General features: G+C 42.8%; 14 protein-coding genes. 13 read left to right on the top strand and 1 reads right to left on the bottom strand.

The genetic code is table 11. The features are described from left to right. Positions 1 to 322: 322 nt before the first annotated feature. The 8 genes from AC58PQ_RS08590 to AC58PQ_RS08555 all read left to right on the top strand — a co-directional run bounded on the left by AC58PQ_RS08590 (position 323) and on the right by AC58PQ_RS08555 (position 14,610). Positions 323 to 6,052, top strand: a complete 5,730-nt coding sequence (locus AC58PQ_RS08590) for a galactose-binding domain-containing protein (protein WP_497241548.1) — start codon at positions 323 to 325, stop codon at positions 6,050 to 6,052. A gap of 182 nt (positions 6,053 to 6,234) precedes the next feature. Next, positions 6,235 to 6,390 carry a hypothetical protein gene (locus AC58PQ_RS08585; RefSeq protein WP_497241547.1) on the top strand — a complete coding sequence of 52 codons (156 nt, stop codon included), beginning with the start codon at positions 6,235 to 6,237 and terminating at the stop codon, positions 6,388 to 6,390. A 131-nt stretch (positions 6,391 to 6,521) separates the two neighbouring features. Further along, entirely contained in the window at positions 6,522 to 6,764 is a 243-nt protein-coding gene (locus AC58PQ_RS08580) for a hypothetical protein (protein WP_497241546.1), read from the top strand. Then, positions 6,757 to 8,403, top strand: coding sequence for a response regulator transcription factor (locus tag AC58PQ_RS08575; RefSeq protein WP_497241545.1), 1,647 nt, complete (start codon positions 6,757 to 6,759; stop codon positions 8,401 to 8,403). The genes AC58PQ_RS08580 and AC58PQ_RS08575 overlap by 8 nt, the downstream gene beginning before the upstream one ends. A 497-nt stretch (positions 8,404 to 8,900) precedes the next feature. Continuing rightward, positions 8,901 to 10,517 (top strand): response regulator, encoded by a 1,617-nt coding sequence (locus tag AC58PQ_RS08570; RefSeq protein WP_497241544.1) that lies wholly within the window; start codon positions 8,901 to 8,903, stop codon positions 10,515 to 10,517. Positions 10,518 to 10,519: 2 nt separating this feature from the next. Further along, the gene (locus AC58PQ_RS08565) at positions 10,520 to 12,316 is read left to right on the top strand and encodes a cache domain-containing sensor histidine kinase (protein ID WP_497241543.1); all 1,797 of its coding nucleotides are present in this window, start codon (positions 10,520 to 10,522) and stop codon (positions 12,314 to 12,316) included. Further along, positions 12,306 to 13,292: a substrate-binding domain-containing protein gene (locus AC58PQ_RS08560; RefSeq protein WP_497241542.1), complete on the top strand. Its 987-nt coding sequence runs from the start codon at positions 12,306 to 12,308 to the stop codon at positions 13,290 to 13,292. The genes AC58PQ_RS08565 and AC58PQ_RS08560 overlap by 11 nt, the downstream gene beginning before the upstream one ends. Positions 13,293 to 13,317: 25 nt before the next feature. Beyond that, positions 13,318 to 14,610: an ABC transporter substrate-binding protein gene (locus AC58PQ_RS08555; protein WP_497241541.1), complete on the top strand. Its 1,293-nt coding sequence runs from the start codon at positions 13,318 to 13,320 to the stop codon at positions 14,608 to 14,610. A gap of 135 nt (positions 14,611 to 14,745) precedes the next feature. On the opposite strand, the gene AC58PQ_RS08550 is transcribed toward AC58PQ_RS08555, so the two are convergent. Next, the gene (locus AC58PQ_RS08550) at positions 14,746 to 15,003 is read right to left on the bottom strand and encodes a hypothetical protein (RefSeq protein WP_497241540.1); all 258 of its coding nucleotides are present in this window, start codon (positions 15,001 to 15,003) and stop codon (positions 14,746 to 14,748) included. Between the two features lie 238 nt (positions 15,004 to 15,241). Between AC58PQ_RS08550 and AC58PQ_RS08545 the strand changes: the two genes are divergently transcribed. The 5 genes from AC58PQ_RS08545 to AC58PQ_RS08525 all read left to right on the top strand — a co-directional run bounded on the left by AC58PQ_RS08545 (position 15,242) and on the right by AC58PQ_RS08525 (position 26,806). Next, positions 15,242 to 18,625, top strand: a complete 3,384-nt coding sequence (locus AC58PQ_RS08545; RefSeq protein ID WP_497241539.1) for a family 20 glycosylhydrolase — start codon at positions 15,242 to 15,244, stop codon at positions 18,623 to 18,625. A 652-nt stretch (positions 18,626 to 19,277) separates the two neighbouring features. Further along, positions 19,278 to 23,258, top strand: coding sequence for a beta-N-acetylglucosaminidase domain-containing protein (locus AC58PQ_RS08540; protein ID WP_497241538.1), 3,981 nt, complete (start codon positions 19,278 to 19,280; stop codon positions 23,256 to 23,258). Between the two features lie 275 nt (positions 23,259 to 23,533). Next, complete coding sequence (locus AC58PQ_RS08535; protein ID WP_497241537.1) at positions 23,534 to 24,910, top strand: extracellular solute-binding protein; 1,377 nt, start codon at positions 23,534 to 23,536, stop codon at positions 24,908 to 24,910. Between the two features lie 151 nt (positions 24,911 to 25,061). Next, entirely contained in the window at positions 25,062 to 25,943 is an 882-nt protein-coding gene (locus AC58PQ_RS08530) for a carbohydrate ABC transporter permease (RefSeq protein ID WP_497241645.1), read from the top strand. A 14-nt stretch (positions 25,944 to 25,957) separates the two neighbouring features. Next, positions 25,958 to 26,806, top strand: coding sequence for a carbohydrate ABC transporter permease (locus AC58PQ_RS08525; protein ID WP_497241536.1), 849 nt, complete (start codon positions 25,958 to 25,960; stop codon positions 26,804 to 26,806). Positions 26,807 to 26,811: the final 5 nt, after the last annotated feature.

The raw sequence follows: 26,811 nt of genomic DNA, 5'->3' as shown, positions 1-26,811 counted from the left end.
TTGAAAATGAGGGGAACTAACCGTTCTCCTCATTTTCAATATTGTTCTGAAGGCTTTGCTTCTGGTTTATTTATACACCCAGCTTTTCTTTGCATTTCAATTTGCCTTCATTATCTCTCGGCAGTGTGCGAGTCAAGTAATCCAATCCGCAATAACCAAATAACTGACGAATCGAAACTAGACGAGATTTAGTGTAAACGGTTACATGAATGAGAAGGAGGAGATATGCTTAAATTTTTTGAGGGGTAAAGTAGGAATGGATGTAGATTTGAAATGAGCACCAATCGATCGACCTAATATCATTAACTATGGAGGTCATTAAATGAATAGTAAGTCACGGAAAAAACTTCTGAAACAAAGCATGTGCCTTGTGCTAGCGGCATTCATACCTATGTCTTATATCCCTTTTATTGTTAATACTGCAAATGCAGCAATTGGAGATTTATATAAGAAAGGCGCGTTAAAGTACAGTAATGATCTGGATAATACAAACGGCTTAGCTCAGATCAACTTCGGCACTCCGCTTAATGGCGGTTTTTCAACAGCAACCGTAGACGGAAGAACGGCGCTCAAAGTTTATGGCAATGAAGCACCCGATAATGCCGCAAATATTTTTGTAGTAGATACGAATTCTACCGTGGCTCCTAAAAATTCTATCGCAGAATTTGATATGAAAATAGTGCCGTCTCCTAATGGAGCACAGAAATCCGGATATGTTTTCGGAGTCAATTATACGGCAAACGATGTTGAACCCTCTACATATACCTGGTTGGCCAATCAGGATGCTGGCACGATGAGAATCAGATCCAAGCCTCCTGGGTTTACTGCAGCTGACAATACGGTTTCTCCTAATGGAAAGATTAAAACAAGCACGTGGCAGAAGTGGCGTATCGCGTATTACAATGAAAATTATCGCGTATATGTAGATGATCAGCTGATAACTGACGCCAACTTTCCAGGCACAAGAACTACGCACGCGGGTCTAGTAGGCTTTATGCTCTGGTCACAATCTGAAAACTACATCGATAATCTTAAAGTATATGATTTAGTAGTAGATAATCCACCTGCTCCAGATGATAATGCACCTGCAGATAGCTATGTAATAGATAATGATAAAATTAAGGTTACTGTAGACAAGACCTTCCCTCAAGCGCTTAATTATGAGTTGAAATCAACCGGAGGATCTCTCTATGGAGGATATCCAAATACAGATCATGTTACCTATATCACGGATAGTGTAAACCCAGTTGGAAAATCATATCCTGCAAATGTTACATCATTTACCCCGGGTGCTCAGAAAGTTAACTATACATTGAGTGTGCCCGATTTTCATGGTGGAGTTAATATTGCGTATGAGTTTTCACTCGAAGGGAATGAACTTGTAAAGAAAATAACAAGTATTACCGGACCCGGAGAACCATTCCTAATGTCCCTCAAGCTTGATGTTCCTACAATTAGGGCAAGGGGCGATCAGGCAAATGCGAAAATAGCATACGAATATGAAGATGATCCAGATATGTACAATAACTACCAAGGCGAAGTAAACGGAGATAATATAGCTGCAGTTAGCAGTCTAACAAATCGTACGGATTGGAGTTCATGGGCATTTACATATACGGATAAAATTGTAGGCTCCGTATACAATAATTTATTTGATACACCCTTACAGGTAAAGGTACAAACATTTAATAACGTAAAGCACGCCGGCCTGTATGAGAGAGAATACTATTATCGTTTTGCTTATAAACCTAATACTTCAGCTGGAACAACGCTAGGTGCTGAAACTAGTGTATTATCAGGACGCTTGTTTGAAAGTAAAACTTACATTGGCGGTGATACAAATACCAATAGCGTCGTTGATTGGCAGGATGGAGCCCTTTGGGTTAGAGATCAATTGCCAAAACCATTGCAAGGCATGTCGGATATTTATGCGGCAGGTGGATCATGGCAGCAAGTTCATGGCACGTTCCCGAATAACCCAACCAGCTCTGAAGTAAGATCAAGGTATTCTATTTTTGCACCTCAATTGAGACAAATCTACTATCAAACAGAAGGTTCACCTACGGAATTCGCCGTGGCTGGATGGCAGCAGCACGGGCATGACTGGAGATGGGGAGATTGGGCGCAACCGGTAAGTCCAGGTGCAGGCGGTATGCAGGCCATGTTGAAAGCACAGGATGATATGCGTAATTATGGCGGAGATGTATCCTACCACTTAAATCAAGAACTCACCCTTGACCAAGCGGATTCCTACGATCCAAAAGTTATTTCTCGTAATGGCAGCGGGGGTTTAAATGGGTATAGCGCTGTTTTTGGTCAACATACGTTCTATAATAAATCCTACTTTTTGGATTGGGTGGCCGGAAACACGCCAGCACGGATGAATAACTTCTTTACTACGCAAGGCATGCCGGCCCCTAAAATGCTTTATAATGACCAGATGTGGGATAATCCGAGCCCCTATAACGGTGTTTACGGCGTACACGAATCATGGGCAGTGGCAAATATTATTAAAACCTACGCCGATTACGGAATCAATATCGCCACGGAGGGATATCAGCCTGCACATCTGAGAAACGGTCAATTCAGCAATAAATATAGAGACAACGCCAATTCTAGAATTGATGATTTCGTTGCGGCAGGTCGTTCTTCCTATCATATTGGTTCAACTTCCCAAGCGCAATTATTTAGCGGACTAATTGCAAGCCGTTCCGGGAATTTAGGTCAGACTTTTAATATGTTTGCAAATGTTGTTGTCGATGATTTCTATATGTACACATACTTGAACGCATTTTTGCAAAAGCAGTCTGCAATGGAGTATATCGACAATGCTCAAATGACTGCCGTAAGATGGGGCAATGACATCTATGCAAAGCTTGATAAGACGCAAAGCAATAAATTTATGGTAACGCAAGGTAATGTAGTATTTGCGGACGGTACCGACAGATTTATTCCTGATCTGAAGGAGCCTGCACAGAAGATTCATGTTTATAGTCTAGGTGGAAGTAATAGAGATTGGGTGCTTCCAACATCTTGGGCAGGAGTTACTAAAGTAGACAGATATGAGCTTACGGAATCAGGCAAGTCGTATATCGACAGAATTGATGTAACAAATGGAAAAGTTCATTTGAATACACCTGCAAAGGTAGCCTATGTCCTAGTCCCAGCAGCAACACAGGAGATTGAAGCAGGCCCTGTCAACACTGCAAAAGGAAGCACTGCGGCAGCTTCAAGCGAATTGGCTACAGATTTGGCAGCCAATGCTGTTGATGGCAATGAAGCCACCGTTTGGACTGCAGATGGCGGAAGCGACTCTTGGCTGGAAGTAACATTTAATCATGAAACCGATGTAAACCGTGTAGAAATATTGGAGCAAGGCAAAAAAATCACAGAATATAAGCTGCAATATTTGCAAGGAGACGCTTGGGTAGATATTAAAGCTGGAACAACAATAGGTTCCAAAAAACAAATATTGTTCCCCAACATCAGAAGTAATAAGATTAGGCTTTATATTACTAATTCGTTAAATAATCCTCAAATCAAGGAGTTTAGTGTATTTTCAGATGCCAACCTTTCTATGACAGCAACAGCATCTGCAGATTCCGGAACTACGGAGACTGTGGTTATCCCGGATGATAGAGGCGTAAATGTCAATTATACAGTGCAAGTGAATGGCGCTAGTGCGAATGATGGAGCAATGGAAACGTACTGGAAACCAACGAAAATTGCGGGCGCTTGGCTACAAATGGATTATTCAAGACCGTCTAGGGTGAACAGAGCGGTTATTCATGAAACTGGTAACGCTGTAACCCAATATAAAATCCAGTATTATACAGGAACTCAATGGACTGATATCGCTAGCGGAACATCAATCGGACAATCCCTAGAGGTTAACTTCCCAACTGTGGAAACTCAGAAGATGAGATTGGTTATTGCGTCTGCAACTGCACTCCCGCAAATTAGTGAGTTTAAGTTGTTCGGTGTAGATCAAGCAGTAAGGGTGACCGATGCGAATACGAACTTGGCTCTGAACAAAACGGCGACTCAGAGCTCAACATATTCGATAACTGGAAATCCAGTCGCAAGCCGAGCAGTCGACGGTAATACGAATGGTGTTTTCACTGCGAATTCTGTTTCAGACACGAATAATGAACTTAGGGCTTGGTGGATGGTAGACTTGGGTAGTTCCTACAATATAGGCAATATTAACATTTACAACAGAACGGATTGCTGCAGCAATCGATTGAATGACTATAATGTGCTGCTACTGGACCAGAATCAAGATGTAGTTTGGTCGAACCACCAGACAACACAGCCGAATCCAAGTACAACCGTCAATGCGGGCGGCGCCAGCGGCAGGTATGTCAAAATTCAGCTAACCGGCCAAAATGAACTGGCTCTTGCTGAAGTGGAAGTATTTGCACCCATGAAAACCGATAATAAGTCTATTTTACAGAGCTTTTATGATGACTCCTCGACAATTGTAAAAGGCAATTACTCAAATGAAACGTGGAGTGCTTTTCAGACGGCGCTTACATTGGCTTCACAAGTGCTTGAGAATGCTAATGCAACAGAGGCTCAGATCAGCGAAGCAAATAGCAATCTGTTTTATGCAAGAGAAGGACTAATAGAGCAACTGGATACCGCTTCACCAGTTACCTCTGCAACAGTAACAGGAACAGCTGGAGCAAATGATTGGTATAAGTCGGATGTAACAGCTTCACTCCAAGCATCGGATGACGTTTCCGGCGTTGCTTCGACCGAATATAAGCTGACTGTCGTGCAAAGCGGTAACGGAACGCAATCAACAAGTGGCTTCATTCCATACGCTTTACCAATTGCGCTTAGCAACGGAATTTATGAAATACAATTTCACTCGACGGATCAATCGGGGAAAGTAGAAGAAGTTAAATCCATTATCGTTAAGTCCGATAATGCGGCACCTACGTTCACGATAATGGCGAACGGAAATCCGTTGGCGGACGGCGCTGAATTCGAGGATAGCCAAACAGTTACGCTTGATTTACAAAGCGGAGACAATTTATCTGACGTTGCTTCTCAGACCGTAACGGTGGATGGAAATCCTTATGTACTAGGAGCCTCACTTAATTGGATGGGGCAGCTCGGGGCACATGTCATTCAAGTTACTGTAACGGATCAAGCGGGTAACTCTACACAAGGCACTGCAAACGTAACCGTAACAAAGACGGAAATTCCAGTATCGCCTCAGGCTACCCTTACCAGTGGGCAACAGGTAATGGCTGGAAATACATTGGATCTGACGATGGGATTGAGCGGCGTTACACAAAGTGAATTCCAACTTATAAATGCTCAAGAGCTGACGCTTACCTATGATGCTGTGAATATGCAGCTGGGTACGGTGACCTCACTTGTTAACGGATTGCAAGTCATCGACCAAAAAGAGACAGTTCCCGGACATGTTCAGTTTATTCTTGCAAGCACAAACCCTGATGGATTTGTTCCTCAAGGAGATTTACTGAAATTTAACTTTACCGCCAAAGCCGTAACCGAAGTTACAAATACAGCCTTTGGTGTAAGCAGTTTTACAATTGCTAACGGTCAAGGAAGCGAATTGCTAATTAACGGAGCCGCTTCCAGCACACAAATTATTTTACCTGCAGTACCGGTGGATAAGACATCACTGAATGCCTTAATTACAAGTGCTCAAGCTAAGCATGATGCTGCAGTAGAAGGAAATATGGATGGTCAGTATTTGCCAGGATCAAAGGCAATCCTTCAGTCTGACATCGATAACGCGACTGTAACAGCTAATGATCCGAATGCAACTCAGGTTCAGGTGGATAATGCCAAAGCTGCGCTTGCAGCGGCAGTTCAGGCATTTGAAAACAACAAAATAACAGCAGATGTCAGTGGAGATGGAAACATTTCCATTGGGGACTTGGCTATTGTTTCGGCAAGCTATGGCAAGCAACTTGGTCAAAACGGTTGGAATGCCAAAGCGGATGTCAATAAAGACGGTAAGGTAGATATTACAGACTTGGCAATCGTAGCCATAGCTATAATTCATTAAGCTTATCGTTGGAAATGAGGGGAGAACACAGTTTCTCCCCTTTTAGCAAGATCGAGTTTGTGAGTGGTGACAGCCAAATAGTAACTACAACAGAGAGCCCCCTTACTAACTGAAGTGCACCCCCTAAAATAGTTTAGAAAAACCCTCCGGGTTAATCTAAACTATTTTAGGGGGTGTTTGACATGGCGACAAAAGGACAGAAGTCGTCGCCGAGAAGAAATGCTGCCCGCAATGTGGCCTTCAGCAAAAGAGCTTCAATGAGAGAAAGCCTGAGAAATCAGGCTTATTTTATTATGCATTTTTGTCGTAACAAACGCACAAAAACTATATTTCGTTAACGGCAATTGGAAGACTAGTGTAGAAAAGTGCAGTTTTTGTTCATTTTTGTGTATGTTAAATAAAGATCAAGAGTGTTATTAATATAATAAGGAAAAACTTGGAATAACCAAAATGGGAAATGATATCTCACATGAACAGTATAATGGCTTCAAACGTCAAGCGCGTATTCGGACGTAGAACGAGTGCTGTCACCGTGCTGAAAGGTGTTGATTTAGCCGTTCCGACTGGAAGCTTAGTTGCTTTAAAGAGCCGTTTTCCGGAGCGTGTTCATGCCCCAATCCAGTATGGAAAAGGCCTGACAGCGTGGACTGCCTACCTGCATGACTTATCCAATTTTCATATAAATGAAATCGAGAGTGAATCGAATGTATAAAGTATTCCTTGTTGATGATGAAGATGAGGTTAGAGAAGGCATTAAGATGAAAACAAATTGGACAGAAGCAGGGTTTGAGCTTATTGGTGACTTTGCGAACGGAAGAGAAGCACTGGAGTCTCTGGACACCTTACAGCCCGATGTCATAATTACGGATATTTGTATGCCTTTCATGGACGGTCTCGAACTGGCTGGATATGTTGCTCACCTCTATTGCAATATGAAGACGGTTATTATTACAGGAAATGAAAATTTTGAATATGCGCAGCAAGCCATTAAATTAAAGGTAAAAGATTACTTGTTAAAACCGATCAATGCTATGGAGTTTACACAATTTTTGGATAAACTGAAGCAAGAGCTGGACGAAGAGTATCGGAAAAAGCAGGATATCACACAATTGATACAGCAGATTAATCTAAGTCTGCCTTTATTTAAAGAGCGTTTTCTGGAAAGAATGGTTACTTCGTGCCTATCGAATGAAGAAATTACAAAAAAGTTTGCCTATTTTCAATTGGCATTGACCGGAGAAGCCTATACGGCGCTTGTATGCGCATTCGATGATCCATTAAACGAATCATATATCTGTAGTGATGCGGAATTACTTCAATTTGCGGTATTTAATATATTTCAAGAGATCTTTGAAAAAGAGCATGGAGGCATCGTTTTTCAAACAAGAGACGATAAGATAGCCGTCATTTATTCCGGTTCGCTTCAAGAAATCAGCACAAGAGCCCAGACGATTGCTTCTCATGCGAAACAAAGCGTAGAAAAGTATTTTAAGCTATCGGTCACTATTGGTATTGGGAGAGCTTGCAGCGATCTATCAGACGTTTCAAGATCGTTTCGGGAAGCGCTTGCGGCATTGGATTACCGTTTCCTTCTGGGCAACGGGAAAATCATTTACATTAATGATCTGGAGTTTGGAAAGGTGATTGACCGTCAAAGCTATGATGAGAATGAAAAACGGCTGCTATCTGCTATCAAAGTGGGAAACAGCAGCTTAGTCTCTCAAATTGTTCATGACTGGATCGAGGGGCTGAGAGTCACATTCATTTCGATGGAGAAGTGCTATGTATCCGTTTATAGACTCTTGTATTCCCTTATGAATTTGGTTGCAGAGATCGGGTTTGAGGAAGACCAAGTATTTCGCGAAGATCCATATTCGCAATTGAATATGTTAAAATCTTTAGATCATATCAAGAGTTGGCTGGAGAGTACATGCCTACAAATCATTGCTTCTCTTGCTGATAAAAGAACTGACGTCACACATTCGCAAATCTTATTAGCGGAAAATTACATCAAGAACCATTATCATGAAACGGATTTTTCGCTAAATCAAGTATGCAATCATATTTACATGAGCATCAGCTACTTTTGTTTGCAATTTAAGCAGCATACTGGAGAAACCTTTGTTAAGTATTTAACGCGAATTCGAATCGAGAAAGCCAAGGAGCTTTTGTCGATTACCCAACTGAAAAGTTATGATATCGCTTATCGTGTGGGCTATGGAGATTCGCAATACTTCAGTGTTATCTTTAAGAAAAACACAGGAATGACGCCCAAAGAATATCGAGAGCTGCACAAGGAGACTTCTTCGAGAACTGGAGAAGGCGCTTCCGGTATCAAAGCATACATGTAAAGATTGCGTTAGCGTTTTCCTGTTTGATTTTATGTACGACAGTGATCTTAAGCTATAATTCTTATCGTCTTTCCTCCGATGCTGTAACGGCGAACTCCTTGGAATATACGACAATGCTAGTCGATCAGGTGAACAATAATGTTCAAAATTATATTACCAATATGGAGAGTATATCTCGATGGGCGAGCAGTAATAAGGATTTAGTACAATATACTTCGCTTTTATCCACAGTTTTGGAATTCAAACGATCCTAAGCTCTGTTCCTGCCTACATCGAAAATTTATAAAAGTTTTATGTGGAAGATTTTTCTAAAACAATTTCATAATAAAGAAGGAAAAATTTACAATTTGTATAATCTATAAAGTAACGATAATTTTATGCAAAGAATTGAGAATGGCAATGAGTCATTTGTTCTACTGTTTCATACATCCAAGTTGAGACACAATTTCTGGGATATTTAGAAATCGGTTTTTATGTAAAGACTGGGGTGCATATTCTTGTATAAAATTGTGATCGTGGATGATGAGATCGAAGTAAGAGAAGGCATCAAGGAGAGCATCGAGTGGGAAAGGCATGGGTTCGAATGTATAGGGGACTATCAAAATGGCCGTGAAGCGTTGGAAGCGATTACGGAACTCAAACCGGACCTTGTATTGTCTGATATTTGCATGCCCTTTATCGACGGCATTGAATTGACTCGACAAATTCATTTGAACGATCCCTATATTAAAGTCATTATACTTACTGGCTTTGATGAGTTTGAATACGCTCAAAAAGCATTGCGTTTGAAAGTGCATGATTTTATCGTAAAACCGATTACGGCAAATGAAATTCGCATGCTACTGGACAAAGTGAAATTAGAAATGGACATGGAAGCAGAGAATCGCGAAAATCTCACCCATCTTAAGTTGCAGCTTCATCAAAGCCTCCCTTTACTAAGAGAACGGTTGTTAGAGCAGGTAATGGTCGGCACATTAAAAGAAAGCACCATTCAAGATAGGTTTCAATACTTCAACCTGCCTTCGATTTCCCCCCCTTATCTTGTTATAGCAATTGACATCGACGATCCAGATGAAATGAAGCAAGAAAGATGGCAGAACGATCCGGAGCTGTTCCGATCCGCTGCTCTCAATATTGTTCAAGAAGTCGTGGAAAGTAAAGCGGCCATCGTATTCCGAACGAGGGAAAATCGAATAATCGTGCTATTTTCTGGAGCTACTGAGGATGATCCTGTTGAAGCAGCACTAAGCTTAGCTGAAGTCATACGCTTTTGTATAGAAAAATATTTGAAATTGACAGTTACAGTCGGCGTGGGTTCGCTGAGTGATTCTTTAAGCACGATTTCATTCTCTTATAAAGGAGCGGTATCCGCGCTTGAATACAGGTTTTTGCTTGGCACAAACAGGGTCATAAGCATTCAGGATATGGAGGGCTCCAATAAATCTGTTCAGCAGTTTGATATAGAATGGAGCAAGCGGTTTGCAACGCTTATTAAAACAGGGTCATTCGGGGAAGTACAAACACTGACCGAGCAATTGATCAATAGCTTCAAAGCTTCATTCATGCGGATTGGCGCCTGTTACTTGCAAATTCACTCGATTATTCTTGCGATCGTAAGTACGATTCACGAATTCGCAGGTAATGATAGTGTTCATTTACAAGGAAATGATATGTTACAAAAAGATTTGAATCGTTTCAAAACGTTGGATGAAATTGAAGTATGGCTCAAAAAGATTTGCAAGGAAGCGATTGAATATATTTCGGAGCAAAGAAGCGATCAAACGAAAGTGCAGGTCATGAAGGTAATAGATTACATCGAGAAGCATTATTCTAATGAAGACCTTACGGTAGATCAACTATGCCGCCATGTGCATCTAAGCAAAAGCTACTTCAGTATAGTATTTAAGCAGTTGAAGGAACAGACAATTATGGAGTATGTCACCCGCGTCCGAATCGATAATGCAAAGGATTTGCTGCAACAAACCTCGTTAAAGTCTTATGAAGTGGCGTCAAAAGTCGGCTATAGCGATCCGCACTACTTTAGTGTGTTATTTAAGAAACATACAGGGACGACACCCACCGAATATCGAGAAAAGCTGTTTAGGGAGAAATGAGAATGAGAAATGAATGGGATGCTGGAGCATTTCGTTTCAAATTTAAAAGTATTCAGTCTAGTATATCTATTGTCTTCTCCTGTTTAATATTATTTTTGATATCGATCACTAGCTACATTTCGTATCGTCTTTCGGCTGATGCGGTAGAAATGAATTCTAAACACTACATCTCCGAAATAGTTCAGCAGGTGAACATTAATATTCAATCTTACATTACCAATATGGACGATATATCGATGCTGGCTTCGACGAATAAAGACGTGAAATATTATATTTCAGAAACGAGTTTTATCAGCGATGAAGAGCGCAGACCCTATGAGAAAAGAATATCCGATTTATTCCAATTCATCCTGATTACTCGCAAAGATATCGCTTCGATTATGGTTTTTGGATATAACAACCGGTTTGTAACTGACCGCAGAATTACAAGTTTGAACTCGAATACCTCCATGCTAGATCAGCCTTGGTATAAAAACGCGAAGGAAGCAGGAGGTAAATCCGTTATTTCCGCTCCTCACGTCCAAAACATTATTCAGAACGAGTATCGCTGGGTTGTCTCTCTGAGCCGTGAACTGAAGAGTGCAGACGGTATGACAGGGGAAGGCATATTTTTGGTTGACTTGAATCTGAGTGCTATTAATGAAATTTGCAATCAAATAAACCTTGGAAAAAGAGGATATGTGTTCATTGTCGATAAGGATGGCAGCATCGTATATCACCCGCAGCAAAAGCTGATCAATAGTAATTTGAAAACAGAAATGATCGATAAGGTCAATCAATCCGGCAGCGGCAGCTTTATGACGGGGGAAGGAAACAAACAACGAATTTACACGATCCAAGAGACTCATTTCGGTTGGAAAATCGTCGGAGTGGCCTTCGCCAATGAACTAATCGCCAACCAACATCAGATTAATATTTCGTATTTTTTATGGACAATTTTAGCTTTAGCAATCGCCTTGTACCTCTCATTTATTATTTCCCGCCATCTGTCTCGTCCAATTAAACTGCTGCAGAGCAGTATGAAGCTCGTGGAAAAGGGGGATTTTACGATCCGCTCGGAATTTCGGAGTGTGAACGAACTCGGGCAATTGGCACAATCGTTCAATATTATGGTTGGTCGAATCAAAGATTTAATGAACCAAATTATTCAAAACGAGGAAAACAAACGGAGGAGCGAAATGAAGCTGTTGGAAGCGCAAATTAATCCTCATTTTTTGTATAACACATTGGATTCCATCATTTGGATGGCGGAGCGCAAAAAACATGATGAGGTTGTTATGATGACATCTTCTCTTGCCAAGCTGTTTCGCGCCATCATTAATAAAAATAACGAAACCGTTCCCGTTAGAGTTGAGCTGGAGCATATTACCAACTATCTGCTGATTCAATCCACTCGCTATAAGGATAAGCTTGACTTTGAAATCGACGTTGAGCCAGGAATTATGGAAGTTCATATTCCCAAAATCATTTTACAGCCTATCGTTGAAAATGCGATCTATCATGGGATCAAAAATAGTCTGTTTCCCGGCTTAATCAAAATTACAGGGAGACAAGACGGAGATACGATTATTTTTGTCGTTAAGGATAATGGAGTCGGGATGGAGCCGGAGAAGCTGGCTCAAATTTTGAAAGTAAAAGAGGGCCAGTTAAAGGGAATCGGCGTCAGTAATGTGAATGATCGAATCAAACTATTGGGCAATGAATTCGGTCTTGTCTTTAAGAGCGAAAAATGGGAAGGTACGGAGGTAATGATCATACTCCCTAAAAGCGTCCAGAGAGGAGCTAACGATGCCTCTTAAAAAGCCGGTTTTTTTGGCAGTGCTGCTCGTAATTATAATTGGTTTTGTCGTGGTTTACAGTATAGATTTGTTGCATATCACGAACCCGAAAAAATTCAATATCGCTGTCGTATTGAAAACGAACAATTTTCGCTCGGATTATTGGCAAATGGTTAGCTCAGGCGTAAAAGCAGCAGCCAAAGATTTCGATGTCCAAATCGATATTTTGGGCCCCTCCTCAGAGACGGACGCGGCAGGACAAAATCGCATATTAGAAGATGTGCTAATGAGGAAGCCTGACGCTATCATTCTTGCAGCAATAGATAACGAAAGCCTTGCTGCTGCGGAAAAAATAAAAAAATCAGGCGCGATGCTTATTCTGATCGATTCATCGATCAATACCATTACTGGAACGAGCTTAATTGGAACGGATAATGCCGAAGCGGGAAGAAAAGCCGGCATCATCATGGCAGATGGAAAAGCTGGCTCATCATTTCGAGTCCTGACCCTCAGCGGCAGCAAGGAATCGATGGCTGAAAAAGAGCGTCAAAATGGATTTAAGGAAGCCGTCGGTAAACTTCCTGGTGTTGATTATGTAGGTAATTTCAAGTTTGACGGAACAGAGGATGAGGCGTATGAGCTGGTAAAAAATTTACTGAGCTTGGATCTAACCATCCAAGGCATTGCAGGTTTAAATGAAACGGCCACTTTAGGGGCTGCTAGAGCTGTGAAAGAAAAAAAAGGAGAAGAAAAAATTAAGATCGTCGGATTTAATAACTCCATTTTTCAAATTAAGCTTTTGGAAGAAGGAATCGTAAAGGCTGCAATTGTACAGAAACCGTTTAACATCGGATATTTATCTGTGGAAACGGCGATGAAGGCACTATCCGGTATGAAAGTGGATCCTAAGATAAACATTGAAGCCAATGTGATCACTAAGGAAAACATGTATACCCAAGAAAATCAGGAGCTGCTTTTTCCATTGGTGGAAAAGTAGCGATACGACGGAAGGGGATCCCAGAATGAATGTTGTGTTGAAAAGTAAAATGAAGTATAAAAAAGCTCCTTCGATCTCATTCCTGCTACTTATGCTTACGATAATTCTTTGCACCGGATGTGCGATAGAGGGAGCTCGCCAGCCAGGTTCATCAGACGCAACGCCTCAAGCATTGATTAGCTTTGTAACAGCAGAATACAGCTCAGCTACAAGGCCTTATTTCGAAAATTTGGTAAAGGATTTTGAAAAGAAATATCCGAATATTAAGGTCGATTTGCAGGTTATTAATTGGGATATTCTGGATGGTGCTTACAATACGATGATTAGCCGCAATCAGCCCCCGGATTTGCTTTTGGCGAACAATTATGCGCATTTTGCTAAGGAAGGATGGCTCAACAGCATGGAGGATATTATGTCGAGTGAATTGAAAAACAAAATGTACCCTTATCTGTTGGAGAACAATAAAATGGAGGGCGTTCGATATTCGGTACCTTATGTTACGTCGATTCGGCAGTTGTACTACAATAAAGAGATTTTCGATGAAGTTGGGCTGACAGAACCGCCAAAAACTTGGAGAGGTCTGGAGGAAGTTGCGCAAAAAATCAAAGAGATCAAACAAATGGACGGTTTCGGCGTCGATTTAACGGATAATGAGATTTGGGCCTATCTCACCTATTTTTTTTACGGGTCCGGCGGTGGCTGGATGAAAGATGGCGAGTGGGCGATCAATTCTCCTGAAAATGTGGAAGGGCTTACATTCTTGAAAAATCTATATGAAAAAGGACTGACGGATCCAGAGCCGGCAGTGACGACACGTGACGAAAAACAACGCATACTAGGAAACGGCCAGTTGGCAATGCTTATTTCGGGTAATTATTTTGAGACTGTAGTACCGCATGAGTATCCGGGGCTAAAATGGGCGAAAGGGCCGATCCCAGTAAAAGAGGGCCAGTCCCCGCTTGTAGTAGGTGTGCAGGACACTTTGATGTCTTTTAAAACCGATCATACGAACAATCAGGCTTTATCTGAATTTCTCGATTTTCTATATGAGGATGCTCGTTATGAAGAGTTTGTCCTTCGGGAAGGTTTACTGCCTACCATTCGGACCGTGGGCCAAAAATTAGCGGCTAATGATCCTCTTATAAAACAAGATTTGGACGCCATAAAAAGTGCTAAATTTTATCCCATCAATTATCCGGCATGGTCCGCTGTGCTTAATGCTACCAGAAATATGGGGCAGGCTGTTTTACTCGGACAAATGACACCTAAAGCGGCGCTTGATTGGCTGCAGCAAATAGCTTTGGATAAGAGTCGCTAAAACGTACCAAAAGACAATATTTTTTTGACTATTTACAGGGATTTATTCAATGTATATCCGCCTCAAAAATTAATATGATTAGGCGGAGCACCAAGCTAAATGGAAGCGCACCATTGCCGATACAGCTTATAACGTCTATGCAAGTACAGATGGAACCAGTTTTACGAAGGTGGCCACTGGCACATGGAATGCGGATAAGCTGGAAAAAACAGTGTCGTTCGCAACCGTCAAGCGCAGTATGTGAAATTGAAGCAACAGGAGGTATTCATAGTTTTGCGGCTGCTGCTGAACCGAATGTGTACCGGGACGGTTCCGTGCTGGTACCGCTGGCAATTCCGAAATCGCAGACATAAACAACGACAACATGATCGACATCAGCGACCTTGCAGCCATTGCTATCAAAATCTTTCAGTAGGGAGCAATATTTGGCCGGCGTGCAGCCGCGGCAATGGAGCTCTGCCGCAGAGATCATGTACAAGTGGTACCCGTTAATGTACCGCTCTCTGGCGCTATCCCAGTCTGAGTTTCAATCAGGCTGGGAGTACTCACGATGATGGTTGTATTCAGCTATACTGCGGGCGCAACAATCGCAAGTGGATCTAATTAAACATGTAGAAGAGGTGAAAGCAGGTTGGAAAATAAAAATTTAATCGTGAAAAAAGTAGCTTCTACAGCCTTGGCTTTACTTTTATCAGTGAATATTTTGAGTGCACTTCCTGGCCCTGCCAACGCCGCATCTACTCAACCCTCAATATTACCAATGCCTGTGAGTTATACAGTGGGAACTGGTCAATTTCTTTTAACTCAAACCACTTCTATTTATGTAGCTGGTAATACTGCTGAGGAAACAGAAAAGCTATCTAAAATTGGACAAACGCTCGCCAATAAGCTGAATGCTTCAACCGGATTCCTAATCAGCGTCATAAAATCAAGCAATCCAACTGCAGGAAGTATTTACCTTACTACAATAGGTGGAAATGCAGCCCTGGGTAATGAGGGGTATGATTTAATCACAACTTCCACTCAAGTTACACTTACTGCTAATAAACCGGAAGGTGTGTTTAGAGGAAATCAAACTTTAATACAGCTTTTACCAGCAGATATTGAGAAGAAAACCGTTGTTTCTGGTGTACAATGGGTAATCCCTAATTCCAATATTAGTGACAAGCCAGCATACGAATATCGGGGACTCATGCTTGATGTGGCACGACACTTCTTTACAGTGGATCAAGTTAAACGTCAGATCGATCTCGCATCGCAGTATAAGATCAACAAGCTTCATATGCATTTGTCTGATGATCAGGGTTGGCGTATTGAAATTAAATCCAGACCCGATCTAGTGGAGTTTGGAAGCAAGGGACAGGTAGGCGGTGGTCCAGGCGGATATTACACACAGGAGCAGTTTAAAGACATCGTCAGCTATGCGGCTGAACGATATGTTGAAGTCATTCCAGAAATCGATATGCCTGGGCATACGAATGCGGCTTTAGCTTCATATGGTGAATTAAATCCAGATGGACAACGAAAAGCTATGCGTACTGATATTGCAGTAGGCTATAGTTCACTTATGGCCCGATCTGAAGTTACGTATGCGTTTGTTGATGATGTAATTAGAGAGCTTGCTGCAATATCACCTTCACCCTATATTCATATTGGCGGTGATGAAGCTCACTCAACTGTTGCTGCAGATTACGATTATTTTATCGGCCGAGTTACAACTATTGTTAATAATTATGGTAAGAAAGTAATTGGATGGGATCCGTCTGATACCTCAAGCGGAGCAACTAGCGATTCTATTCTGCAGAACTGGCATTGCACCGCTTCAACTGGAACTTCAGCGAAAGCAAAAGGGATGAAGGTCATCGTATCTCCGGCAAATGCTTATCTCGACATGAAATACTACGCAGATACGCCACTTGGCTTATCCTGGAGAGGATTAATCAATACCAATAAAGCTTATACTTGGAACCCAACCGATTGTATATCAGGAGCAAATATTTATGGCATTGATAGTACATTATGGTCAGAAACCGTTGTGACTTCAGATAATATAGATTATATGCTCTATCCGCGATTAATAGCGAATGCTGAAGTCGGCTGGACTGCTCAGAGCAGTAGAAACTGGGTTGATTTCAAAGGAAGGCTTACAGATCAAGCTGCAAGAATGCAAAATAAAGGAATAAAATATTTCGCGGACCCTGTTGTATGGGAGGCACCAGTTGTCCCAATAAATTCAGAATGGAGGATGGAGGAAGGAACTGGAACCACCTTGGTGGATACATCTGGTGCTAGAAATGGAACTTTAGTTGGCGGCGCAACGTGGACAACGGGTAAATTTGGAAATGCGGTAAGTTTAGATGGAAGCACAGGTTACATTAATTTAGGCGGCACAGATCTAACAGGAGACTGGACAGCAAGCGCTTGGGTTTTCGGGAAGCCGAATACGACGGGTAATGAGGTGCTTCTGGCCGGCTCAACTTCATCAATTAAGATCAACCAGTATAATAAAACAGGTAAAGTTGGGATTTCCATTTACGGTGTGAAAGACGCTACGTACAATTATAGTATTCCTTCCAACCAATGGACTCACCTGACTTTTGTAGGTACAATTGCCGGAACTGATCTTTATGCGAACGGTGTGCTAATAGGAACAATCACTGGTAAAATGAATGGCCCCATGGCATTTGTTGGCGTTGAGTCTCAGCCTGGAACCGGACTAAAAACTTCCTTTTTTAAAGGCAGCTTGGATGAATTGAGAATATTCAACAGGGCGTTGAGCGCAAGCGAGATTGCTTCAATGCTTACCGATAAAACGGCGCTGAATGCCAAAATTGCGGCAGCACAAGCATTGAACAGCAATACCTACACAACGGCATCTTGGTCTTCTCTGCAAACGGCTTTGACATCAGCAGTAACCGTTAGCAATGACGCGAATGCAACGCAATCTCAGATCGATGCAGCAACAGTCGCTTTACAGACAGCTATCTCTGCACTGGAAGTAAAAGTGGTATCCGGTGTTCAGTTAACTGGTCCGGCGTCCGTATTAACTGGGCAGCCTTTCAGCTTGACTTATAGCTTGGTGAATGTCACTTCGAGTGTTTACGCTCAGGATTTGACGATTAGTTTTGATCCGGGACAATTGCGATTTGTATCTGCAGATTCAGTCGTTAACGGATTTTCAATTGTGGGTGAATCAAATACGAATGGGATTGTAAGACTGCTTACAGCAGCAACAAGATCGAATGGCGCTGTTACGGGAACAATGGACATTTTGAAGCTGAACTTTCAGGCACAGCCGATAAACCAAACAGTGAGCAGTACTGTTAACGTGAATCAATCTGTCGTCGCTGACGTATATGGCAATGAGACGCCATTAAGTAGCCTTTCTGTCTACAACGTTCAGATTGGTGTTCCAGTTGTGGACAAAACAGCGCTGAATGCAAAAATTGCGGCAGCACAAGCATTAGACAGCAATAGCTATACAGCAGCATCCTGGTCTACGCTGCAAACTGCATTGACTGCGGCAGTCAATGTGAGCAATGACGCGAATGCAACGCAAGCTCAGGTGGACACAGCGACTGGTGATGTGCAGGCAGCCTTAGTTGGACTGGTAATGAAAGCGGATAAGACGACACTCACTTCAAAAGTTACAGAAGCACAGACGACAGTTGATGAAGCCATGGTTAACTCTACCCGATGGGGATATTATCCACAGAGTGCAGTCGATGCGTTAAAAGCAGCGCTCAGAAGCGCGCGTACAGTTGTCGATGACGGGAATTCGACGCAGGCACAAGTCAATCAGGCCGTTATTGATTTGAACACAGCGCTGGTTACATTTGCGGGAGCCGTAAATACGACTGCAAGCATCGGCGACTTGGCCATATTGGCTAGTCATTATGGAGCAGCCAGCAGCAGTTCGGGTTGGTCTTCCCTCCATATGTATGATTTGAATCATGACGACAAGTTGGATATTACCGACCTAGCAGCCATGGCAAGAAAAATTCTTGGAGAGTAAGTCTTAAATAAAAACTGGACAGCGGCATATAGCCGCTGATCCAGTTTTTATTTTAAAAAATATCAACTGCTCTCAACTTACGCCACACTTCGCTTTATTAATCACCTGAAGAGCTTAATCGAACGGGTCAAACAAAAAAGACGCTCCATAACGCATTCTTGGAAAAAATTAAAGAGGAGTATGGAGATGAAGAAGGAAGGAATTATGAACAAAAGGTTAATGAATAAGACAGTCGCATTGCAGACTGCCGATAAAACGGCGCTGAATGCAAAGATCATGGCAGCATAGGCATTGAACAGCAATAGCTACACAATGGTATCCTGGTCTTCGCTACAAACGGCCTTGACTGCAGCCGTCATAACAAGTTGGATATTCTCGAATTGGCAGACTTGGCCAGAAAAATTCTTGGACAATAAACCGCCTCATTGATCGAATTACAACTTTGCATCACTAACACGATGAGGCTGCTGAATATGTGATTTCGGCAGCCTCATTGTGCTAAGTATTTTTAGCGGTTAACCACCCGACCAAACCCACTCTTTAGTGATCGTGTTTGTAAAAAACGAAAATAAGAACCTTTGTCGAAAGAATTGTTGTATTCAAATTATTACCTTACTATTAGTAAAATTCGATAATGAAAGGGTTGGAAAAAATGAGCAAAACTGCCGAGTGTTTGACCCCAAAACGTCTCAAGAGAGCCTCCAAAATGTTGACGATGGCGCTTTTGTTTTCACTATCATTCCCTTTACTTTCCACTTTCGATGCTCAAGTGTCTGCTGCAGTGCCATCTAGTTCAATTCCTGAAATTTCTCCGACTCCCCAGTCAGTTTCTTTAGTGGGAAATGGCTTTACGATCCCTACGGAAATAGGGTTGGTAAAAGGAGACTCAACTGATCCATCTGCACTGAGTGTTGTTGAAGAAATCTTACATAACGCGGGGGTACAGAATATTAAGTTGGCAAGCGACAGCGGGCCTCTTCCCGATACGGAGGTAACCGTGTGGGTTGGCGGACCGTCCGAGAATCTTGCGACTGCTTCCGAACTGCAAAATTTGGGTGCGGCTGGACCGGAAGATTTAATAAACGATGGATACGTGCTGGCTTCTGGAATCGACCAAACAGGCCATAAAAGTATCGTACTAGCCGGCAAAAATAAAACGGGCACTTACTATGCCGCTCAAACGCTTCGTCAAATTTTAACACGCCAAGATGCCACCTATTCGATCCCAGGACTTGCGATTAGAGATTGGCCGAAAATGAGCTGGCGCGGGTCCATTGAAGGCTTCTACGGAACTCCTTGGTCACATGAAGACCGGCTCAGCCAGTTGGATTTTTATGGACAGGAGAAAATGAACATGTACATCTACGCACCGAAGGATGATCCGTATCACCGGGAACAATGGCGCGTACCTTACCCAACGGATAAACTGGCGCAGATTACCGAGCTGGTAAACAAAGCGACGCAGAATCATGTTCAATTCGTCTTTGCCATTTCGCCTGGGACCTCTGTGTGCTATTCGGATAACAATGACTTCAAAGCTCTAACTGATAAAGCACAAATGATGTATGATGTCGGCGTACGCTCTTTTGCGATTTTCTTGGATGATATTAGCAAAACGCTGAGCTGCAATGCAGATAAGGCCATATTTAATACCGATTCAAGCCCGTCAGCGGCTGGGCAAGCATTCCTGCTAAACAAGTTCAAGAGGGAATTCATTGACACACATCCGGGGGCTAATCGATTAATTACGGTTCCTACGGACTATGCCAATATTAACACGACGACATATATCAACCGTTTTTCGGCGCTTGTTGATCCAAGTATTATCGTACAGTGGACGGGTGCAGCAGTCGTACCTGCGGGAATCTCCGTATCGGATGCAGATAAAGCGAAAGCAATTTATAAGCATGATCTGTTAATCTGGGATAATTTCCCGGTTAATGATTTCGCGCGCGATAGACTTTTCTTAGGTCCGCTTTATAACCGTGATGCCGGATTAGCTGACCATGGAATCATTGGTCTTACCTCCAATCCCATGAATGAAGCGGAAGCGTCAAAAATTGCTCTATTTTCAATCGCAGATTACCTTTGGAACCCTCAGGCTTACAATCCTGATAATGCTTGGCAGCTTAGTATTAAGAGATTAGGTGGATCAGCCTCAGACGCTTTAAAAACATTCGCAGAAAATCACTATTCATCCCCATTAAATGCGAAGGAATCGTTGTCAATAACACCGTTAATTAATAACTTATGGACCATATTCACCAGCGGTGGAAATGTTACGGATGCAGTGAACCAATTAACAGCCGGATTTACAAAGCTGCAGCAGGCCCCTGCTATTTTACGCAGCACGTTGAACAACGCAGGCTTTATCGCGGAGACCAACCATTATCTGAATAAAGATGAGCTGTATGGCAAGGCAGGCATAGAAGCCGCTCAAATGCTGCTTTCTCAAAAGCGCAACAGTAAACAGCAAGCGGCATCGCACAGAACCCAATTGATGAGTCTCAAGACGCAAATTGGATCTATTACCCAGGCCAAAGCAAATCAAGTATTTGAAGACTTCTTCACGCGAGCGATTCGAGAGAACGACACTTGGTTAGGCAATGTTCCGGCAACTCCTTTTCCAATAACGACGATGGGGACGTACCAAACCAATACACCGGCCAAGATGCTTGACAACAATCTGAACACCTATTACTGGAGCGACAGACCTCCTACTATTGATGACGTGATCGGCGTTGATTTGAACGAAGTCCGCAATGTTACAACCGTGCAAGTTTCAATGACCAAGACAGGCAGCTTGAACGATTTTATGCATCACGGCATACTTGAAGCTTCATCCGATGGAGCTAATTGGACGGCGCTAGCCACTTTGGAAGAACAAAGTAGTATCACCATTCCAGTTAATAATTTGAAAGCAAGATTTGTCCGCATCCGAGCGACGGACACGCAAACGTCCTGGGTCGTTGTCAAGGAATTCACAGTGACATCGACGCCGGTACCGAAGGATCCAGCTGTTGTTTTAGCAGGTGATGAGACTGTCCAAGCCGGCAATGCGTTCACGCTTCAACTTGGATTTGAAAATCTCACGAAGATTGTGTATGGAGAGAACATTGCTATGGAGTACGATCCGAATCTGATCGAGTTCGTGTCGGCTGAGCCCATGCAGGCAGGGATTGACTTGCTTTCGACTGAAAAGAATACCCCTGGCAAACTCCAATTTGTTATGGGTAGCACAAATGGAGTTACGGGCAGCACACAGCTGTTGAACCTATCGTTCAAAGCAGTGACAGCAACGCAAGAGGGATTGATCACGGTAACCGATTTGACCTTAGTTGATTCGATTGGCGCAGAAACGAAGACTGCTTCTTCCACGTGGAGCATTCAAATCACGCAACCACCTGTAAATAAAACGGCACTGAATGCACAGATTGCGGCAGCCCAAGCATTGAACAGCAATAGCTACACGGTGGCATCCTGGTCTTCGTTGCAAACGGCGTTGACTGCAGCAGTCAACGTGAGCAATGACGCGAATGCGACGCAAGCGCAGGCTGATGCAGCGGCATCCGCTTTACAGACAGCTATCTCTGCGCTGCAAGTAAAAGAGGTACCAGTAACCGGTGTTCAGTTAACCGGTCCGGCATCTGCACTAATCGGGCAGCCTGTCAGCTTGACATACAGCTTGGTGAATGGTACTACGAGTATTTACGCCCAGGATCTGACGATTAGCTTTGATCCGGGACAATTGCGATTTAAATCTGCGGATTCAATCGTTAACGGATTTTCAGTTGTGGGTGAATCAGACGCTAATGGGATTGTAAGACTGCTAGCAGCAGCAACGGGATCGTATGGCGCCGTTAGGGGTTCCATGGACGTTTTGAAACTGAACTTTGAGGTTAAGCAGTTGAACCAAACTGTAAGCAGTGCCGTTTACGTGAATCAATCTGTCGTGGCTGACGAATATGGCGTTGAATCGTCATTAAATGGCCTTTCTGTCTACAACATTCAGCTTACTCTTCCGGTTATGATTGTGGACAAAACAGCGCTGAATGCGGAGATTGCAATTGCAGAGGCGCTAAATAGCAGCAGCTATACAGCGGCATCCTGGTCTTCGCTGCAAACTGTCTTGACTGCGGCCGTCAATGTGAACAATGACGCGAATGCCACGCAAGCTCAGGTGGATACGGCGACTGGCAATGTGCAGGCAGCCATAGCGGGACTTGTAATAAAAGCGGATAAGACGGCACTAAACTTAAAAATTTCAGACGCACAGTCACAGGTCGATGCGGCTATGATTAGCACGACTAAATGGGGCTATTATCCACAGAGTGCTGTCGACGCGTTAAAAGCGGTAATCAGCAGTGCACTTACCGTGGCCGGTGATGCCAACACCATCCAAGTACAAGCGGACCAGGCTGTAATAAACTTGGACACAGCGCTTTCCACATTTGCGTTAGCCGTAAATACGACTGCAAGTATAGGCGACTTGGCTATTTTGGCAAGTAATTATGGGGCAACCTCCGACCGTTCCCAGTGGGCTACGCTTCGAATGTATGACTTCAATCATGACAATAGTTTAGATATCATTGACCTTGCAGAATTGGCCAGAAAGATTCTTGAGCAGCCGTAGTTCTAAGTCAATTGGCGAGCAAAGTATCTGGGGATGGATTGTAGGCTAGCACCTTCGAACTGAACATTATGCAAATGGCTGATGCAGATGGTAAGGTCCCAATTTACTAGACATTGAAAAAGGCCCTAGGCAACAAGCTAGCGACGGTACTCAAAAGTCAGTACTTTATTACCCATTTACAAGACGAAATTCAATGGAGAAATCTCTTGCTGAACTCTATGATAAAAGCGTAGGAAGCAAGTATTGCTCCGCATAACATTTAGGAGGTCATAGCAATGAGAACATCAAAAAGAACAGTAGCTTTGGGTATGATTTTGTCGAGCATTATGCTGGCGGCAACGGGATGCGGAAGTAACAGCACTACAACGAAACCAGAAGAGAGCGCGAAGGCGGTTGAAAGCGCTAAACCGGCAGATAACGCCCAACCTGCCGTCAAGAAGCTTACCGGCAACTTTGAAATTCAGTATTTTGTCGGTGGATATGGTGACGCGTGGTGGAAGCAAGCGATTGCTGAATTCCAGAAGCAGAATCCTGATTTGAAGATCAAGGAATCTGCAGGAGCGAAGATCAACGATCAAATGAAACCTCGTTGGATTCAAGGTGACCCGCCTGACTTTGTTTATATTGACGGTGCCGGTTCCAATACAAGACAGATGGTGACGGATGAGCAATTAATGGATATTACAGACTGGTTGAAGGATGCTAAGAACGTAGATGGGAAGAAGATACTCGATCTTCTGATTGCACAACCGGAGGAGTACAAACCAGGGAAATCTTTTGCGGTGCCATTAGTCTTCGGTTCTTGGGGAACGTTCTATGATAAAGCATTATTCAAAAGCAAAGGGTGGGAAGTGCCTGCCGACTTTCCAAGCTTCATGGCTGTAGCAGAAAAAATTAAAGCTGATGGTAAAATGAGCGATTACATTCATACGGGAGTTTATCCCTACTACATCAACGGGGGTTTGTTAGACCCAACGATTATTGCCATGAACAACTATGACACCTCCATCTTTAAGAAAATCAATTCCCTTGAAAAAGGCGTTTGGAAGAGCGAACCAGTTATGAAATCACTTGCTAAAATTGTGGAAATGAGAGACAAGGGTCTTATTGATAAAGGGTCACCGGCGCTGAATCACACGGACTCCCAAACCCAATGGCTGCAACACAAAGCAGCATTCATTCCGAATGGCATTTGGGTTGAAGGTGAGATGGCGAAAGATGTTCCAGCAGGATTTGAATTTGGATTCTTACCTTCCATCGGTCAAGACAAAGGCGGCAAGTTCGTTGCGAATCCATACACGGCTACTATAGCCATCGCTAAGAAAGCAAAGAACCCAGATGCGGCTAAAGCGTTCATGCAATTTATTTTCACAGAAAAACAAAGTAAGTTATGGGCTGAGCTTTCGAAAGCCCCTTCGAATATCAAAGCGGATCTTGAAGGAACGAATGCGCCTGCTCTAACGAAAGAAGCAGCTAAATTCTATAATTCACCGAACACTGTGGTTGCGCCTGAAATCGTTATTCCTGAGGAACTGGTAACAGCGAGAAGCAACGCGACACTTGCGCTTACTAAAGGCGAGATTACGCCGGAGCAGTGGGCAGATCGCATGGAAGAAGCGACGGATAAAGTTCGTTCAAAAGAAAAAAAATAAGCATTGCTAAAAGATCTGAATGGTAATAAGGGAAATAGAAAGACTCCCTTATTATCATTCAGAAATTTAGATTGGAGGAAGTATGGAAGCGAGTAAGATTACCGTAACAGACAGGAATGTTCAGAAAATACGAAGGACCAGCACTGCGAAAATGAAGCGGAATATCTTCATTCTTTCCTTTATCCTTCCAACCTTACTTCTTTATCTGGTGTTTACCGTCTACCCTTTGTTCAAAGGAATTTACCTGAGTTTATTCGATTGGTCGGGCGGTTCCGAAACCTATAACTATATTGGACTTGGAAACTTCAAGGAAATGATACATGACATTGTTATCTTGAAGACAATTCGCAACGACTATATTCTACTCGTCGGTAAAGTTATTGGTTTCATGATCATGTCCATGTTCTTTGCAGTTGCGCTAACTCGTTTTAACATCAAAGGCTCAGGTTTTTATCGAATCATTTTCTTTATACCTAACGTGCTATCGGTCGTTGTAGTTGGTGTCCTATGGCGCTACGTGTATAACCCGAACCTTGGATTCTTGAATTCCTTCATTTCGTTATTTACAGATAAACCGTATAGCTTCGCTTGGTTAGGCGATAAATGGTCGATATTTGCACTCTTACCGCCATCCATTTGGGCAGGTATAGGATTTACGATCATTTTACTGATTGCTGGCATCCTAAGCATTCCGTCGTCGTTATTTGAATCAGCTGAGATTGACGGCGCGTCGCAATGGCATCAATTTTGGTTGATTACACTTCCCTTGTCGTGGGAGCAAATTAAGACATGTGTTCTCTGGATTGTCATGACGACACTCAATGGTTCCTTCATCATCGTTACGATTATGACCTTTGAAGGCGGCGTAGATAATGCGACACAAGTTATGGGGTCGTATTTGTATTTAAACGCATTCAAGTTCGGCCATTTCAGTTACGCGTCAGCAATTGGCGTCCTCATTTTGGTGCTCTCCTTAATTACCACAGCAGGTCTACAGAGAATAATGAAGAGGGAAACCATCGAATTAACGTAGAGGAGTTTTTTATTATGAGTCGACGTGTAGTCAATCCAGTATTTCGGTTGTTTTTCATCGTCAGCCTTATCGTTTGGTCCGGATGTGTCCTATATCCCTTGCTATGGACGATTCTGAGCTCACTGAAAGATAATCAACAGTTTTTCTTAGGCAAACCGTGGGATCTGCCAAAGCTTCCGCTGCTATGGTCCAATTTTTCATATGTTTGGGAAAAATATAATTTTGGTCACAATTTTGTGAATTCACTCGTTGTTACGCTTGTAAGCACGATTTTTGGCGTCCTCCTATCCGCTACGACAGCCTATGTGATTGCCCGGTTTACATTCAGAGGCAACGGATTGCTCTATTATTCCTATTTATCCTATATGATGATTCCGACATTCCTTGGCATCATTCCTTTATTCTTTTTGCTGAATGATCTTCATCTAACCAACAATTTGTTGGGCCTTACGTTAGTTTACATGGTAACAGCAGTACCTTTTGCCGTTTTCGTCTTAGTCAGCTTTTTTAAATCATTGCCCAGCGAATTAGAAGAATCAGCTGCCATAGACGGCGCTTCCCATTACGGCATCTTTTTCCGGATCATGCTTCCGCTAGCTAAGCCAGGATTGATGTCGGTTGCTATTATTACTGTGCTGAATATTTGGAATGAGTATGTTTTTGCGCTTGTGCTAATAAATGATCCAAGCAAATATACGTTACCTGTTGCCATTGCGGTAATGCAGGGTGAAATGCAGTACAGAACAGAATGGGGACCCCTCTTCGCTGCCCTCATCATTTCTATGGGTCCTACGATTGTGTTCTATGCCATTTTCCAAAAACAAATTACAGGAGGGATGACAGCCGGGGCGTTGAAGGGTTAGAAAGT

It is taken from the genome of Paenibacillus sp. J22P143 (assembly GCF_059692035.1).
The sequence above is the reverse complement of the archived record's forward strand: the minus strand, read 5'-3'. Positions and strand labels throughout refer to the sequence as shown.